The 16,533-nt window shown below is 47.2% G+C and carries 13 protein-coding genes and 3 pseudogenes; 9 read left to right on the forward strand and 7 right to left on the reverse strand.

Annotated elements, in window-relative coordinates; all coding sequences use genetic code 11:
• Positions 1–9: 9 nt before the first annotated feature.
• From BXP28_RS18630 to BXP28_RS18670, 9 genes and pseudogenes are all read left to right on the forward strand, one after another.
• Entirely contained in the window at positions 10–843 is an 834-nt protein-coding gene (locus tag BXP28_RS18630; protein WP_023482471.1) for a carbohydrate ABC transporter permease, read from the forward strand.
• A gap of 81 nt (positions 844–924) precedes the next feature.
• Positions 925–2,031: an ABC transporter ATP-binding protein gene (locus BXP28_RS18635; protein WP_036655842.1), complete on the forward strand. Its 1,107-nt coding sequence runs from the start codon at positions 925–927 to the stop codon at positions 2,029–2,031.
• A 77-nt stretch (positions 2,032–2,108) separates the two neighbouring features.
• Positions 2,109–2,393, forward strand: a complete 285-nt coding sequence (locus tag BXP28_RS18640) for a hypothetical protein (protein WP_077585164.1) — start codon at positions 2,109–2,111, stop codon at positions 2,391–2,393.
• Between the two features lie 59 nt (positions 2,394–2,452).
• Positions 2,453–2,821 carry a hypothetical protein gene (locus BXP28_RS18645; RefSeq protein WP_158529830.1) on the forward strand — a complete coding sequence of 123 codons (369 nt, stop codon included), beginning with the start codon at positions 2,453–2,455 and terminating at the stop codon, positions 2,819–2,821.
• 48 nt (positions 2,822–2,869) lie between these two features.
• Complete coding sequence (locus BXP28_RS24560; protein ID WP_024093050.1) at positions 2,870–3,016, forward strand: hypothetical protein; 147 nt, start codon at positions 2,870–2,872, stop codon at positions 3,014–3,016.
• Between the two features lie 19 nt (positions 3,017–3,035).
• A complete protein-coding gene (locus BXP28_RS18650; RefSeq protein WP_023482475.1) occupies positions 3,036–3,959 on the forward strand; it encodes an exo-beta-N-acetylmuramidase NamZ family protein in 924 nt (307 codons plus the stop codon).
• 51 nt (positions 3,960–4,010) lie between these two features.
• Positions 4,011–5,149: pseudogene (locus BXP28_RS18655) on the forward strand (anhydro-N-acetylmuramic acid kinase).
• Positions 5,150–5,268: 119 nt separating this feature from the next.
• Positions 5,269–6,627 carry an ABC transporter substrate-binding protein gene (locus tag BXP28_RS18660; RefSeq protein ID WP_077585166.1) on the forward strand — a complete coding sequence of 453 codons (1,359 nt, stop codon included), beginning with the start codon at positions 5,269–5,271 and terminating at the stop codon, positions 6,625–6,627.
• Positions 6,628–7,253: 626 nt separating this feature from the next.
• A complete protein-coding gene (locus tag BXP28_RS18670) occupies positions 7,254–8,687 on the forward strand; it encodes an NAD(P)/FAD-dependent oxidoreductase (RefSeq protein ID WP_023482479.1) in 1,434 nt (477 codons plus the stop codon).
• Positions 8,688–8,815: 128 nt separating this feature from the next.
• Here BXP28_RS18670 and BXP28_RS24565 read toward each other — a convergent pair whose 3' ends face one another.
• The 7 genes and pseudogenes from BXP28_RS24565 to BXP28_RS18705 form a co-directional block, all read right to left on the reverse strand.
• A complete protein-coding gene (locus BXP28_RS24565; protein WP_235430695.1) occupies positions 8,816–9,466 on the reverse strand; it encodes a hypothetical protein in 651 nt (216 codons plus the stop codon).
• Positions 9,467–9,639: 173 nt separating this feature from the next.
• Positions 9,640–9,948: pseudogene (locus BXP28_RS25300) on the reverse strand (GNAT family N-acetyltransferase); the annotation flags it as partial.
• Between the two features lie 323 nt (positions 9,949–10,271).
• The gene (locus BXP28_RS18685; protein ID WP_023482482.1) at positions 10,272–10,871 is read right to left on the reverse strand and encodes a PTS sugar transporter subunit IIA; all 600 of its coding nucleotides are present in this window, start codon (positions 10,869–10,871) and stop codon (positions 10,272–10,274) included.
• A gap of 29 nt (positions 10,872–10,900) precedes the next feature.
• Entirely contained in the window at positions 10,901–12,208 is a 1,308-nt protein-coding gene (locus BXP28_RS18690) for a BglG family transcription antiterminator (RefSeq protein ID WP_023482483.1), read from the reverse strand.
• Between the two features lie 196 nt (positions 12,209–12,404).
• Complete coding sequence (gene ptsP / locus BXP28_RS18695) at positions 12,405–14,144, reverse strand: phosphoenolpyruvate--protein phosphotransferase (RefSeq protein WP_036657390.1); 1,740 nt, start codon at positions 14,142–14,144, stop codon at positions 12,405–12,407.
• Between the two features lie 25 nt (positions 14,145–14,169).
• On the reverse strand, positions 14,170–14,427 hold the full coding sequence (locus BXP28_RS18700; RefSeq protein WP_023482485.1) for an HPr family phosphocarrier protein: 258 nt from the start codon (positions 14,425–14,427) through the stop codon (positions 14,170–14,172).
• 147 nt (positions 14,428–14,574) lie between these two features.
• Positions 14,575–16,485: pseudogene (locus tag BXP28_RS18705) on the reverse strand (fructose-specific PTS transporter subunit EIIC).
• Between the last annotated feature and the right edge of the window lie 48 nt (positions 16,486–16,533).

A 16,533-nucleotide genomic window follows, 5' to 3' on the forward strand; every position in this document is an offset into this window, starting at 1 on the left:
GTACACCAAATGAATTTAAAAACGAAAACAGTCTGGAAAAGCATCGCCGTCTTCCTGCTGCTTGTTTGGGCCCTCACTACCATTATCCCGCTTTACTGGATGATGATCGGATCGTTTCAGGATTCACTGAGTTCCGCCACCTATGAACCGCAGATGATCCCATCGGTCTGGTCCGTAGCTCCCTATGAGCGGTTTTTCAATCAGACAATGGCCTTGCGCTGGCTCCTTAACTCTGTAATTGTAGCGGGAGTCATTACAATTACAAACGTATTCTTTGCCTCTTTGGCCGGTTATGCGTTCGCGAAGCTGAAATTTCCGGGAAGAAATACGATTTTCTGGGTTCTGCTCTCCACGATGATGATTCCCTCCCAAGTTACCTTGATTCCGCTTTACATACTGATGATTAACGTGTTTGAACTGGGAGACACCTATACGGCTATTATTTTGCCGTCTATTGTAACAGTAGGGAACATATTCTTAATGAAGCAGTATATGTCCACGCTGCCAACCTCATTGATTCATGCTGCCAGAATTGATGCATGCAGCGAATTCCGGATCTTTTATAAAATCATTCTTCCTATGGCTAAACCGGGATTGGCCGTTCTTGCCATCTTCACCTTCGTGGCGCAGTGGAATGAATTCTTCTGGCCGTTCCTGGTTACCAAAACAAGTGAGATGAGAACCATTCAGGTAGGGCTTGCGAGCTTTAAGTTCGCCCAGTCTACGGACTACGGGGCGATTATGGCGGGAGCGACTATCGGGGCTTTGCCGATGATCATTTTATTCTTTGCGCTCCAGCGCTACTTCCTGCAAGGAATTACGATAGGTGCTGTTAAAGGATAAAAGCCGGATACGTCCGGACTTCCCGAACAAAGCCGCTTGCAGCCAGTGAACAAACTTGATGAACCCGGAGGAGGACTAGTTATGGCACGCGTTGTGTTTGATCAGATAGAAAAAGTGTTTGAAGACGAGAAGAAAGGGACGTTTAAAGCGGTCTCCAATTCCAGCTTTGTCATTGAAGATAAAGAATTTGTTGTGTTTGTAGGTCCTTCCGGATGCGGAAAAACGACCTCGCTGCGAATGATTGCCGGTTTGGAGCGGCAAACCTCGGGAGATATTTACATCGGGGACCGGCTGGTCAATACTCTTCATCCTAAGGACAGGGATATTGCCATGGTCTTTCAGGATTATGCCCTCTACCCCCATATGACAATCCGTGAAAACTTGTCCTTCGGATTGAAAAACTTGAAACGTCCGAAGGCGGAAATTGAGGCAAAAGTAAAGCAGGCTTCGGAAATTCTTGGTTTGGAAGACCTGCTTGACCGCAAGCCAAAAGAGTTAAGTGGCGGACAAAGGCAGCGGGTTGCTGTAGGCCGTGCCATTGTCCGGGATCCTCAGGTGTTCCTCTTTGATGAGCCTCTTTCCAATCTGGATGCCAAACTTCGTGTTCAGATGCGTGTTGAGCTTGCCGAGCTGCACAAAAGGCTAGGTGCTACGATTGTGTTTGTAACTCATGACCAGGTCGAGGCTATGACACTTGGGGAACGGATTGTAGTGATGAATAAAGGTGAAATCCAGCAAATTGCCAGTCCGACGGAACTGTATAACAAGCCTAATAATATGTTCGTTGCGGGATTCATGGGTTCTCCTGCCATGAACTTCATAGATGCCCGTATCGAAGGAAACAAATTAACGATAGAAGGTACGGAATTTATTCTTGCCGATCCAATGGCGAAGGCATTGGCTGCTTATCAGAATAAACCTGTTATTCTGGGCATTCGTCCTGAGCATATATATGGGGAAGATTTCTCTCAGCATGTGTCCAAGGATAATAAAATCAGGGCGATTATCAGTGTTATCGAAAATTTGGGCGGGGAGAATCTCGTTTATTTCAAAATCGGTAACAGAATGATCACTGCCCGGCTGCACCCCGAGGCATCCGTAAGTGTCGGAGAGAATAAACCGTTCGTGTTTGATTCCAGCAAGCTGCATTTCTTTGATCCAGAGACAGAAGCCCGTATTGTATGGTAACACTTGCCAAGTTACCCGTTTTTTCAGAACAAAGCTTTTAATGTTTTTGCCATGCAAAAAACAGGGGAGGGTAAAACATGCGTAAACTAAGTGAAATCATGGTTCAATCCGGCATTCTGATTTACCGGGAAATCACCAGATTGGCCCTGTTCAGTTTGGTATGCTCGGCAGTGCTGATCCCAATTGGGTTCTTTTTTCCGATTCCCATCGCGTTCCTGCTCTTGTCGGCCGTTTATTTTCCCCTGATGGCGGGAGTACTGTACAGCTGTCATCATTACCTGTCCAAGAAGCATGGCGGGACCCGGAAAATTTTCCGGGGGCTATCAGGTTTTACCTTCCATCCGTCCTATTTGGATTATTGATAGGCTTATTTGTGCTGATTCTTGTTTCATCCTGGATGTATTACGGCAGCAGAAGCGGCATGGGTTACTTTATACTCGCTGTATTCCAGACCTATTTTGTCACCATGTTTTTTGTGTCACAACTGTACACATTACCTCTGGTCATTCAACAGGAAACCGGATTTTTCCGTGCTGTGAACCAGAGCATCAAGCTGTTTTTGAAGCATCCTCTTTATACGATCGGGGCCTTTTTTCAGGTTGTCTGTGTTACGGTGACGCTGGTCCTTACCGTGGTCGGGTTTATGGCTTTATACCCGGGAGTGATGGGCATCTATCTGAACAAGGTAACGGCAAATCTGATCCGTACCCCTGAAGAATCCGGGCCGAAAGAAGACAACTGGACGCTTGTCCGCAGCAATCCGGAAAATCCGGGCCAGGCTGTCCAGTAGAAGAAATTTCTATAAAACGAGTTCCGGCGTGGAAGGGAGTTTTCATTCATGAAGCATGCTGTGTTAACTGGAGCCGATCAGCTTAAGGATTATGCAGCGCTGTTTCCGGCAAGGGCAAGAGCAGGCCTGCTTACGAATCCAACCGGTATCACTTCTTCTTACGAACCGACCTGGGCGGTTCGAAGACGAACATGACAGGGAGCTCGGCATCCCGGTGTTCAGCCTTTATGGGAAACATAAAGAACCGACTGAAGAGATGCTTCGGCACGTAGATATGATCATTTTTGATATTCAGGATCTGGGAGTCCGATTTTATACGTACTTATCTACCCTTCTGTATACCATGCGGGCTTGTGCCCGGGAAGGGAAGACTTTTGTGGTGCTGGACCGGCCCAATCCTCTTGGCGGCGGAAAGGCAGAGGGCGGTATGCTTCGGTCCGGTTTTACTTCCATGGTAGGGGCCTGCCCAATGCCGATTACAACAGGACTTACGATCGGGGAATTTACCGCGTATATTAACGGGCAAACAGATACGCCCTACGAGCTTTCAGTTGTACCTCTTAAAAATTGGAGAAGGGGGATGGAGTTTCCCGAAACAAAGCTTCCCTGGCTGAACCCTTCTCCTAATATTCCGACCATAGATTCAGCCAGGGTGTATGCCGGAACTTGCTTCTTTGAGGGTACCAATCTATCGGAAGGAAGAGGCACTACAAGACCTTTTGAACTGATTGGTGCCCCTTGGCTAGACTCGAGGAGTCTGGCCCGGAGGTTAAATGAGCGGAATCTTCCGGGAGTTCATTTTCATCCGCTCTATTTTTCACCTGCTTTCTCTAAGCATCAAGGACAGCTTTGTGAAGGGATTCAGCTGTTTGTCACGGATCCTTCCTCCTACCAGGCGGTGCGTACCGGTTTGACCCTTCTTCATGAGGTACAGAAGCTACATCCGGACCGTTTCGAATGGATTCCCCCTTTCAGGGAAGGGGGAAAGCCGTTTATTGATCTGCTGACAGGCAGCGACAGGGTCAGGACCTCCCTTCATATTCCGGGTATGTTGGAAAACATTCTGGAAGATTGGGAACGGGAAGCAAGGCAATGGAGGCAGGATACAGAGCGATACTTGCTGTATAAGGAGGAATAGTCAATGCTGGACAATTTGCGGAACAAGGCAAAGCGGATTGTGGTAGGGTTAATGTCCGGAACCTCTCTGGATGGGGTCGATGCAGCTGTTGTCGAGTTGAGCGGACCTGGTCTTTATCTGGAAATGAGACTATTGCATTATGTATCCGTTCCTTATGAAGGAGAAGTTCAAGAACGGATCAAGGCTTTGTGCAGCCCAGATTCATCGGATATCAGATCCATTTGCTGCGCCAATTTTTGGGTGGCGGAACTGTTGGCCAAAGCGGCCCTGACGGCTGTGGAGCAGGCCGGATACAGAATGGAACAGGTGGATTTGATCGGGTCTCACGGGCAAACTGTTTGGCATCAGCCCATCCCTGGGACGGAACCTCCCTGGTCGGTTGCCTCCACCTTGCAGATCGGGGATATTTCCGTTCTGGCGGCAAGAACCGGCAAGCCTGTAGTAGGCGATTTTCGGACGGCGGATATGGCGGTTGGGGGCCAGGGTGCACCCCTGGTTCCGTTTGCGGACTATATTTGCTATCGGGATCCGGTTAAAGGAAGAATCCTTCAGAATATCGGCGGTATTGCAAACTGTACGGCAATTGCCGCCGGGGCCAAGATGGAGGAGCTTATCGCCTTTGATACGGGCCCGGGGAATATGGTGATCGATCAAGCTGTATTTCTGCTGTCAGACGGGGTCAAAAGCTACGATCATGCGGGAGCCTGGGCGGCCCGGGGGAGGTTGAGGAAACGCTTCTCGAAAATATGCTGGGGCACCCTTATTTTGCCGAGCAGCCAGTGAAAACAACCGGCAGGGAACTATTCGGACAAGAATACACCCGTTTTTGGCTTCAAAAAGCGGAGGCTATGGGAATGCAGCAGGCTGATACGCTGGCTACCTTTACGGCATTGACGGTGCATTCCATCGCAAGAAGCTATGAGCAGTTTATTTTCCCCCATATGGATATTGAAGAGATTGTGGTCAGCGGGGGAGGGGCACATAATAAGACGCTGCTTGCCATGCTGAAGACACTTCTGCCGGAGCAGCAAGTTCTGTCATCGGATGAACTGGGCATTCCGGTTGATGCCAAAGAAGCTCTGGCTTTTGCTTTGCTTGCTGACCGGTTTGTACAGGGTAAAGCTACCAATGTTCCGGCAGCCACAGGTGCCCGTCGTTCTGCCGTCTTGGGCAAGCTGGCTCTTCCCTAAGCCTGCTTAAGAATCGCATTCATTTACATACCAGCCTATTCAAACCAAAACGTCGCCTCAAGAATTTCCCAACTGAACGTCGTTGATATTTTGTATATTGTGTAACAGGAGGAATAAATATGAAGTGGAAATCCGGATTTATCTTATTGGTATGTTTGATGTTTCTTCTTGTAACCGCATGCAGTAAAAGCGGGGGCGCCGACGGGGATGATAAAAACGGAAAAAAGAACGAAATCACAGTCTGGACCTATCCCGTCTATGACAAATACGAAGATGAGCTTAAGCAGTTAATTGCAGATTATGAAAAGGAACAGACAAACATTAAGATCAAATATGAGGTGCTGTCCTGGGAGGAAGGCAGTAAAAAATTTGATGTGGCTTTAAATGCGGGAACACCTCCTGATATATATTTCCATGCTGTAAACGGACAAATCGTCAATTCCGGACTGGCGCTAGAGCTGGATAAATACATGACCCAGGAAATGAAGGACGATTTCTATCAGGGTGTGCTTGATTTAGGGAAAGTCCAGGGCAAACAATACGGAATTCCGCTTTATACGGAAGTGTGGACATTTGGAGGCAACAAGCGGATTTTTGAAGAAGAGGGCATCGATTACAAAAAGATTCAGAAAGAGGGTTGGACCTGGGATGAATTTATGGAAATCGGTAAAAAGCTGACCAAGAAACTTCCCAACGGTTCGACCCAGTACGGCTTTGTAACGGATGGAACATCCAATGACTTCCTGGAGATGATTTCCCGAAATGCGGGGCTGCTGGATGTGGTAGACAAAGACGGCAAATTTATATGGAACGACGACCGGATTTTAAAAACACTGCAATTTACTGCAGAACTGATTAAAGAAGGTGTCATGCCCAAGGAGACGGTATCTTTAAACCCGCAAAAAAGAACAGATATGTTCTATCAGAGTAAAGCTGCGATGCTGAGCAAAGCATTCCCTTACTATGACGTTCTTTTGAGGCAACGGAATAAGGATATTGATGAGGGTAAATCGAAAGGCGAAAAAATTGAGTTTATCCTGCTTCCGGTACCTCACGAGAAAAACAGTGAACCTAAGACAACCGTAGTCGCGGACGGCTATGTGGCCTTTAAGCAGAAGAATGACAAAGGGGAGGAACATGCCAAAAACACCTTTGATGTTCTGGAATATTTAACGGGCTCCAAAGCAGGAAATTCAGCTAATCAGCTTGCAGGTAACTTTGTCCGGAAATCCCAGGCCAAAGCTTTCGAAGGGAAAGGCATCGGGAATCCGGACAATCAAAATGTAGCTGCAGAACTGTTCAAACAGGCGGTACATCCGGCCGACCTTTTTGTGGATGCTTCTGTGGGGGAAAAGATTAAACAGTTCAAGGATCAGGTGCAAAAACCGTCTTATCAGGCGGTATTGAATGGTGAAAAAACACCGGAACAGGCCTTCGAAGATTTTAAAACTAAAGGAAAACAAATTTTTAGGAAATAAATGACTGAACCTGAAGGAGCTGTTCTCAAAAGTGTTCGCATGAATGGCCCAGTCCAAATTTCACACGATAGAACCTCCAAATCCACTGATAAAGTGGAGATGGAGGTTTTTTTACCTTTTGGGACAGCCCCTTTTCTAATGGGAGGGTCCAAAGAAATGATGCTCTCTTCATATCCTTAGCTTCACTCTCCCTTTGGATCAGGAATAAATGGAAGAGCTTTGTATTCGCAGGCTCCACTTTAAACAGACCTTACGGACACAGAAACGGGATAAAAAATTGAAATCAGCAGAATCAGTAGGCAGAAATCAATCCGGGAACAGCTTAAATGATTAAAGCCGGTATTTGTTTTCTGAACGGAGGGGAGAGTGGGGCTAGGCAAAAGAAACCCTCTTTAGCAGTGCTGGACTTGTCTTTTCAGAATTCTTCTTTTTTCTAGATGATTACCTAAAAAAAGATTATGCCCCTGGAAAATAAGACGAAATTCGCTTACAATAGAGTTAAATACGAACGATAAAATAAAATCTATTAATAATATTCGTAATTTTATTTGACTTTTTATTTAATTTGCGTATAATCGGTAAGGGTGCTGAAAGTACTCATACCATCTTAAGGAGGAACTTGGCTGATGCATATGGATGTTGTAATTGTAGGTGCCGGTCCTGCTGGAATTTTTACTGCTTATGAATTAACGAGAAAACAACCTGAGCTAAACGTGCTGTTAATAGATAAAGGTCACGATATTTTTAAAAGACACTGTCCCATTTTGGAGAAACGCATTGTGAAGTGTCCCCCGGCAGCGGGAAGAAAAGAATTCAGCGGCTGTCTGCCGGCCTGTTCAATTACGAACGGTTTTGGCGGGGCAGGGGCTTATTCGGACGGAAAATTTAATATCACGACCGAATTTGGAGGGTGGATGACGGATTATCTTCCTCCCTCCGAAGTGTTAGAGCTTATTAAGTATGTAGATGAGATTAACCTGAAGCATGGCGCAACTGATAATGTAACGGACCCTACCACCCCTGCGGTTAGAGAAATTGAGCGCCGTGGAGCGGGTGTAGGGCTCAAGCTGCTGCGTGCTCAAGTGAGGCATTTGGGTACAGAACAGAATCTGGAGATTCTCCAGAGTATCTACCGCGAGCTAGAAACGAAGATCATCATGAAATTTAAAACAGAAGTTGAAGATCTGATTGTGGAACAAGAAAGGAACGGGAAAGTCGTTAAAGGAGTTGTGTGCCGGAACGGAGAAACGATTACAGCCGAGAAAGTCGTTATCGTGCCGGGACGGGACGGTTCCGAATGGCTTGGCAACCTGTTGAAGAAGAATAAATTGAAGCTGATCAATAACCAGGTGGATATCGGTGTACGCGTAGAAACATCCAACGTGGTGATGGAGGAGATCAACAAGCATCTATATGAGGGGAAATTCCTTTACCGGACATCGGTGGGCCAGGTTGTCCGCAGTTTTTGCTCCAACCCGAGCGGACATGTGGTTGTGGAAAATCATACGGGGGTAATGACGGCGAACGGGCACGCATACAAGGATGAGAAACTGGGCTCGCCGAATACGAACTTTGCCCTACTGGTATCTCATATATTTACGGAACCTTTTGACAAGCCGAATGAATATGCGAAAGAAATTTCCCGCAGGGCGAACGATTTATCCAACGGTTCAGTAATTGTTCAAACGTTCGGGGATATCAAAAAAGGCCGCCGGACTACAGAGAAACGGATCAAGGAAGGGTTCATTGAGCCTACCCACAAGGAAGCCGTACCGGGAGATCTTGGGCTGGTTCTTCCTTATAACACAATGAAAAGTCTGATTGAAATGGTAGAAGCCTTGGATCATGTTACACCGGGTATAGCCAGCGACCATACCTTGTTCTATGGGGTTGAAGCCAAATTTTATTCCGCCCGCCCTCACTTGAATGAGCATTTTGAAACGGAAATCCGCGGTTTATACACAGGAGGAGACGGTGCAGGAATCACGCGCGGTCTCGCCCAGGCCGGTGCATGCGGAGTGCGGATTGCCCGGGATATCGTAAGTAAGTGGAACAAGTAAACCTGACTGTTGTAAAACTCAATTGGATTAAAAGTGATTTATAATGTGAACTTGAATCCAAGCTGCGAGGAATATGAATCAATAAATAACTTGAGTCAGAAAATATAGAAACTTGCTTCTCGCAAGTTCTAAACGTAGTTCAGACCGGCCACATAAGGAAAAGGAATTGGGAAGCAGGCTGCAAGAGGCTTTTTCCATTCCGCAGGAAGATCCGCTTTGGATACCGGGTCGAACAGCAGAGAAACCCATTCTTCTGTAGTAAGGGTATGAGATTTTCCTGCCAGAGCGAGCAGGTACGTTCCATCTGCTTCCTGCCGTACCTGAAAATTGGTATCTGAGAGCCCTTGATCCTGCCAATAGGGCCGAAGCTGTTCCAGTAGGTGATCCGGGGATAATACATGAATAGTTCCGTAGTTCTGTTCAATCTGGTATGATATCCCGTCCATCGCTTCAATAAACTCCTGTTCATGCCATGGTGCAACGGCCTCCAGCTTTTCGAGGCCATATGCCTGAACAGCATGAATGAGCAATCCGGCCGCAACGGAGGGATCACCTGCCCACTCTACAAGGAAAGGAGCCCTTTGCGGAGTGATTCCCGGGATGGGCAGGCTCATCACAGCGAAAGCAAGCAGCTTTCCGTTCTCCTCGGCAAGCAGTGTGCGGTGCGCCAGCTTCGTACAGCTGGCGTAAGCTTCCGCGCGCAGCAGGAGAGCGAACTCGTAAGGACTCTGCTCGAAGGCGAACCGGCGCGCGCGGGCCAAATCGTGAAGGGCATACAAATCCGTGGGTCCATCCCACGGACGGTGATCCCTTCACGCAGCTTCCGGACGGTCCCAACGCCGTCCGGAGTTAACCCGTACCGGTGCATCTCGCCGTACGGGTAGCAGTGCGCTCGTGTGTAAAGCGGGCGCGCGCCGGAAACCAGCAGCAGGGACGCCCCGGCGTCCGCAGCGTGCTGCTGGACCAGCTCCAGGATGCGGCCGGCATGTCCGCGTCCCCGTTCATCGGGGTCTGTACAGACGGCCCCAATAGAGAAGGTCTTCAGGATAGCGGTTCCAATCCGGATCAGATGGGGCACAAGCCCAATGAAGGCGACAAGCCGGCCTTCCTCAAAAGCACCGTAAGATTGGCGCAGGGCCGGAGAGAACACAAGCGGGAAACCTTCCGCCATGGATTTCTGCTCGTCATCCCGGAAAACACGGTCAGCAAGAGAAACGGCCTGAGACCACTCTTGTTCCCGGACAAGTTTATATTCAGTCATATCATTGTCCTCCTTGCAAGCTGGCTAATACAGTTATTAACTTCAGTATACCAGAGGGTTGCCTTTAACTGAAATAATATTTCTCTAAATAGAGACTTCAAGTGAATTTATAATTCAACCCGGAAGTTTAACGCACTTTTTAATTTACAGAATCAATCTAGTCACGCGAATTACAGGGCAATCTAATCACGGAATCAATCGGCTTGGGTAAGAAAAAGAGTGAAGTTGTCTTCCCGGTAACTTCACCCATGTTTCAGTACAGAAATGCCGCTATTTTAACGATTATTTGTTCCATAATTGGCGGATTATTAATCCGGTATCCTCTAGAAGCAATCGTATAAGTCAGCAGGTGTATGCTGAGCTTTTAATTTTTCCAAAAAGACTGGATCATCCACAATATCCCCAAGCTCATAAAATAGCTGTTCCAGGCCTTCCAAATTCTCAGATTTTAAAGCCAGCATAAACACAAAATAAATGGATTCGTTTTCTAAAGTGAGAGGGTACTTCAGCTTGTGCAAAAGGACCCGGCTCCGGTTCACCAGCGTATATTCTCCGTGTGGAAGAAGAATGCCGCCGCCGATAGAAGTGGAAGACATGGCCTCCCGTTTAAGCATTGACTCCGTATATCCTTCCTTCACGAACCCTTTTTCACGGAGCTGTTCTGCCATCTCCACCAGCAGATATTTTCCATGAACTTTCTCGGTGTGAATCTTGATCATAGATTTGTCCAGCATACTCCGGATGACAGGAAAACGGTGTGCAGCCAGTTTACTGCTCTGCCTGGATTCTATAAAATGCTGCAGCTTTTGCTGATCGGCATCTGTAAAGAGGGGAGAAATCGTGCAAACCGGTAAATCAATCTCCTCTAAAGGCACTACGCTTATCAGGAAATCAGGCTTGTACAGTTTTATGGATTTATCCAACTCCGCAACAGACGAGATAGCGACAGTGTCTACAGAGGTAAATGACCGTTTGATTTTAGTCCGTAGCAGTTGTGAGATCCTATTCCCATCGTACAGACCACAAGAGCTTTTGCTCTATGCTGCTGCCTATTCGTCTCAAGAGAGGATTGGAAATGAACCGCTACATAGCCCACCTCATCTTCAGGCAGATGAATTCCATACTCCTCCTCTAGGTCGGGCAGAACAGAATAGAGGACCTCAAGAATATAAAAGTACATTTTCTTGATTTCCTTCAGCATCGGGTTCACAATGGGCAGACCGTGTCTGATCCGGGCCGCCGCTGTGTGAAGATGAATGGCCAGAAGAACTCTTAGTTCCTCATCCTGAACGAGGGAAGGGTCTACCTTTTGGCTGACTCTTCTGATCAAATCCCCTGTAAAGGTTACGATTTCCGGCTCCAGTTGTTTCAATAAATCTTCCCGTTCCTTAGGCGTCAAAGTAGCATCAAGCTGAATTTTGGCCCCGAACAGATGAAGGGTCAGGTTTAAAATTTCCTCTTCCGGAAGGGCAACGGCAAAGGCTGTGTCCAAATCCCGAATTAACGCTTTCATCTGGGTATATTCGGGTTTCTGCCGGATAATTTCGGTTTCGCCGGGCAGCTCATTCAGCCTAAGGTCCAATTTATACCGGTGATAGGCGATCAATACATGAAACAGCAGAGATTGGAAGGCAAGGTCCGTAAAGCTGAAGGGAAGTGTGCTTTCGAGTCTCCGCAGGCAGGTTTCGGCCATCTGCCTCTCACTAGGGGCAAACCAGTCTGCCATATATTCAAAGCTGCTTTTATGTGCGGCCGGAGCAAGCTCGGCGATGGCGGAGACGGCACGGCGCTTCATTCGTTCTGGACCTCCCAGTTTAACGCCGTAGTTCTGTCTGCGTACCAAAATAAGACCATGCCGCTCTACCCATTCATCCAGTTCATCCAAATCTTCCCGGATAACCGCTCGATTGGTGTAGAAAAGCTCGGCGAGTTCCTGGATGGTCACCCACTCCTCGCGGGTCAAAAGCAATTTGGCTATATTCAGTTTGCGGTGATCCTGCAGCATATCCACTTGCACCTTGTCTAATTCCAGCAGCAGCTGTTTTTTCTCGAAATCTTCCGCCTGAAGACAAACCCCGGCACTTGGTTTACGGATCAATACAGCCTGAGAGCGCTTAATGAGCCAGTTATCCAGAACCTTAAAATCGTTCCGGATTGTTTTTTCCGAACAGTTCATATTGGAAGCCAGCTCTTTGATAGAAATAAACTTCGATTCTTTTGTAAGAAAAAAAGTGAGCAAACGTTTTTGTCTTGCGTTCATTTTTCCACCTCAAACCTCCACTCCGGGCAGGGGAAGAACCAAAAGGAAACAGGATTTGTCTCTTCTTCAGACAGGAAGTGTATCCCTCTTGAAATTTAAGACCATACATCCACATCATACAACATCTCATTCTTTTCTTTAAAAAAAGAGCAAGAATTTTCTTACTCTTTCTTGAATCATCCCGGTTAGGACGAAGTTATAAAGTCAGTTCCGCCACGGCAGGAACTTTGCTTTCCACATATTGCTTGATTTCCTCTGCCGATGTCATATTCAGGGCTTCTTCTGCCAGTTTTTGCATTTCCGGACGGTTTAGCCTGCTCATCAGTGCCCGGGCAGAGAGAATGGAGCCTGCGCTCATGCTGAATTCATCAAGTCCCAGGCCGACCAATAACGGGATGGCCGTCAGGTTACCGGCCATCTCCCCGCACATACCGGCCCATTTGCCTTGTTGGTGCGCGGCATTAATAACATTGCGGATTAAGCGGAGTACAGCCGGATTGAACGGTTCCGTCAGGTAGGAGACCCGTTCATTCATCCTGTCGGCCGCCATTGTATATTGCACAAGATCATTAGTCCCGATACTGAAGAAATCAACTTCACGGGCCAGTTGGTCTGCGACCAGGGCGGCAGCCGGTACTTCGATCATCATGCCGACTTCCATTTCACGATTATAAGGAATGTTTTCCTTGTCCAGTTCTTGCTTGACCTCGGCCAGGATGGCATTTGCCTCTCTAAGCTCCTGCATAGTTGCAATCATCGGGTACATCAGCTTGATGTTGCCAAAAGAGCTGGCACGGAGTATAGCGCGAAGCTGTGTTTTGAAAATGTCCTTCCGATCCAGACAAAGCCTGATCGCCCGGTAGCCAAGAAACGGATTCGCTTCTTTAGGAAGATCCATATACGGAAGCTCTTTGTCTCCGCCGATATCAAGCGTCCGGATAACTACAGGAGCTTTGCTTCCGAATATTTCTGCGACCACCTTGTAAGCATCGAACTGTTCTTCCTCCGAAGGAAGACTTTGCCGTCCCATGTAAAGAAACTCCGAACGGTACAAGCCGATGCCCTCGGCTCCGCTGCGTTCGGCCGCGTGGGCATCCTGGGGATTTCCGATGTTTGATACAATCTCAAGAAGGTGGCCGTCAGCGGTTACGGATGGTTTATCATGAAACTTTTTCAATTCCTGAAGGCGGGCTTCATATTTTTGCTGCAATTCTTTATAAGAAGCGATTACGGATTCTTCCGGATTAATCAACAGGATGCCTTTAGCTCCGTCCAAAATAACATAATCGCCCGATTTTACTTTTGCTGTTACATCATTCAAACCTACAACCGCAGGAATTTCCATGGAACGGGCCATGATGGCCGAGTGAGAAGTACGTCCTCCAATGTTGGTGGCGAAACCGGCAATTTTATCACGGTCCAGCTGGGCTGTGTCGGATGGAGTCAGGTCATGGGCAAGCAGAACAACTGAATCTTTCACCTGGCTGAGTCCGCCTGCTTCTAACCCAAGGAGGTGATTCATAATCCGTTTGCTTACATCACGGATATCTGCCGCCCGTTCGCGCAAGTACTCGTTATCCATACTTTCGAACAAAGTGACAATTTCCTGGGTGGCATCTTCCAGAGCGGCCTCGGCATTGATCCGGTTGCTTTGAATCATTTCTTTCACTCTGCCGATATACTCCTCATCTTGAAGAACAAGGATATGGGTGCCGAAAATATTGGCATGTTCTTCGCCCATTTTTTCCTCTGTCTGTACCTTCAATTCTTCCAGTTCGGCAATGGATTGATTCACTTCTGCCTCAAAACGCTTCACTTCCATTTCCGCTTCTTCAGGAGAAAGCTCGCGTCTGACAATTTCTGCTTCTGTTTCTTGAAGAAGAAAAGCAGGTCCCATCGCATAACCGGATGCTGCGGCAATTCCTCGTAGTTCCATCATGACCTCCAACTTCCTTTTTGGTTTATTCCAAGATAGATTCGATCAGTGAGCCAATTTCGTTGAGAGCTTCTTCTTCTTTTTCCCCTTCGGTAACAACGGTTACAGTATCTCCACTGTGCAGACCAAGAGCCAGAACACCGACGATACTTTTAGCGTTTACATTTTTCTCGCCTTTTACAAAAGTAATTTTGCAAGGGAAGGAGGAAGCTTTTTTCACAATTTCTCCTGCAGGACGAGCATGAATACCCATTGGATTTTTAACTGTAAATTCTTTTTGCATAATCGGTTACCCCCACTGGAATAGATTTGAGTTGAATACATTTCGTAACAAGTTGAGTCACGAAATGTATTCGTTGTTTAAAAACCTCGGAATACGAGGGATTATACTCTGCTGAATGGCGCCTAGTCAAATGGATGGAATTGGTTATTAGATAGTGCCGAGCAATTCCAGTACTTCTTCCTTGGATGAAGCGTTCATCAGTTTTTCCCGGAATTCATCGTCAATCAGCTTGCGGGACAACTGGGTTAAAATGACAAGATGGTCGTTGCTGGCGCTTGCCTCCGGTACTGCAATCATGAAAAACAGGTTAGCGGGTTCATCGTCAATGCTTTCCCAGTCAACCGCCTGTTTTTTCAAACCGAATACGAGAGACGGAGTTTTGACCGCATCTGTTTTAGCATGGGGAATGGCGATACCCATTCCAATGCCTGTGCTGGATACTTCTTCACGGGCATAGATTGCTTTTTCGAACTCGGCTTCATTGTTCAATAGCCCTTGTGCTTTCAGCATGCCGATCATCTCAGAGATGATGGATTGTTTAGTATTTCCCGAGAGCTCCAGAGAAATAAGATCTTTGTTAATAATATCGGTGATTTTCAAGCTGATTCCTCCTCTGTATTATTGATCGTCCTGCGGCACTTCTTTTTTGAGTACATTGACCATTATAGCAGTGATAACTGTGCCAATAGCAAGTGCCACAAAGAACATACCCACATTTCCAACCGCATTAAATACGGCAACAATAGGTCCTCCGTGCGGTACCGAATCTGTTACTTTACTCAGCATGGCGATAACGGCAGCTACCATAGAACGAACCATGATACTTGGAATGACGCGAAGGGGGTCCTTTGCGGCAAATGGAATAGCCCCTTCTGTGATGCCGAACAATCCCATAGCGAGTGCGGCTTTACCAGCATACTGCTCTTCGGCTTCATATTTGCGTTTATTAAGCAAAGTGGCGAGTCCCATACCGAGCGGCGGCACACAGATAGCCGCGGCGATAGAACCCATGATGAAAGCATTGCCTTGTCCGATCATGGAAGCACCGAACAAGAAGGCAACCTTATTGAAAGGTCCGCCCATATCAAAGGAGATCATAGCACCCAGGATCAAAGCGAGGATGATACTGCTGGATCCCTGCATGCTGTTCAGCCAATTGGTCAAGCCTTCCATCAGGTTAGCAATCGGCGTACCCAAAAGGAAAATGAATAGCAGGCCAACGATCAATGTCGAAAAAATCGGGATAATCAGAATCGGCATAATCGGCTGAATTACAGACGGCACTTTCAGCGATTTGATGCCTTTGGCCACATAACCGGCAAGAAAACCGGCAATAATACCGCCGATAAAACCGGCCCCTGCCGCACTGCCGTAGAAGCTGCCGTTCGCGGCAATAAATCCGCCTACCATACCGGGAACAAGACCGGGTCTGTCCGCAATACTTACCGCAATGAAGCCGGCCAGAATCGGAATCATGAAGGTAAAGCCCGCAACCCCGATATCATTTACTGTTTTCCAGAACGAACCGTCGGGTATTTTCACGCCTTCCGGTGTCGGTTGTCCTCCGATAGCCAAGGAAATGGCGATCAATAATCCCCCGATAACCACAAACGGAATCATATAAGATACCCCGTTCATCAGGTGGCGGTAAATCGGATTTTGTTTGGATTTCCGCTCTTTTTTTACTTCCTGGATAGATGTAACCGGTTCTTTCTTATTCTCCGGAGTTTCCTCTGCTTCGCCATAGATAGGAACTTCCCCGGTCTCAAATTGTTTGATTAATTCTTCAGGCTTTTTGATGGCCGAAGTGACGCCTGTTTCCAAAACTCTTTTTCCTTTGAACCGTTCTTTGTTTAAAACTGCTTTGTCCGCAGCAATAATAATGCCATCTGCCGCTGCAATTTCTTCAAGAGTCAATTCATTTTCGACACCGATGGTCCCCTGAGTCTCCACTTTCATGTCAACGCCAAGTTTAGCTGCTGTTTTGGACAATTTCTCAGCTGCCATATACGTATGGGCAATCCCGTTAGGATAGGAAGTAATACCGAGCAGTTTCATGATGACTGCCTCCCTAATCTTAATTTAAATTGGATAAATAAATGATCA

The organism is Paenibacillus larvae subsp. larvae, assembly GCF_002003265.1.
In the GTDB taxonomy this organism is placed as follows: Bacteria; Bacillota; Bacilli; order Paenibacillales; family NBRC-103111; genus Paenibacillus_H; species Paenibacillus_H larvae.

Excerpts from the sequence above, each read along its gene's own strand:
- BXP28_RS18630 (WP_023482471.1), top strand. The coding sequence starts at position 10 with ATGAATTTAAAAACGAAAACAGTCTGGAAAAGCATCGCCGTCTTCCTG.
- BXP28_RS18635 (WP_036655842.1), top strand. The coding sequence starts at position 925 with ATGGCACGCGTTGTGTTTGATCAGATAGAAAAAGTGTTTGAAGACGAG.
- BXP28_RS18640 (WP_077585164.1), top strand. The coding sequence starts at position 2,109 with ATGCGTAAACTAAGTGAAATCATGGTTCAATCCGGCATTCTGATTTAC.
- BXP28_RS18645 (WP_158529830.1), top strand. The coding sequence starts at position 2,453 with ATGGGTTACTTTATACTCGCTGTATTCCAGACCTATTTTGTCACCATG.
- BXP28_RS24560 (WP_024093050.1), top strand. The coding sequence starts at position 2,870 with ATGAAGCATGCTGTGTTAACTGGAGCCGATCAGCTTAAGGATTATGCA.
- BXP28_RS18660 (WP_077585166.1), top strand. The coding sequence starts at position 5,269 with ATGAAGTGGAAATCCGGATTTATCTTATTGGTATGTTTGATGTTTCTT.
- BXP28_RS18670 (WP_023482479.1), top strand. The coding sequence starts at position 7,254 with ATGCATATGGATGTTGTAATTGTAGGTGCCGGTCCTGCTGGAATTTTT.
- BXP28_RS18690 (WP_023482483.1), bottom strand. The coding sequence starts at position 12,208 with ATGAACGCAAGACAAAAACGTTTGCTCACTTTTTTTCTTACAAAAGAA.
- ptsP (WP_036657390.1), bottom strand. The coding sequence starts at position 14,144 with ATGGAACTACGAGGAATTGCCGCAGCATCCGGTTATGCGATGGGACCT.
- BXP28_RS18700 (WP_023482485.1), bottom strand. The coding sequence starts at position 14,427 with ATGCAAAAAGAATTTACAGTTAAAAATCCAATGGGTATTCATGCTCGT.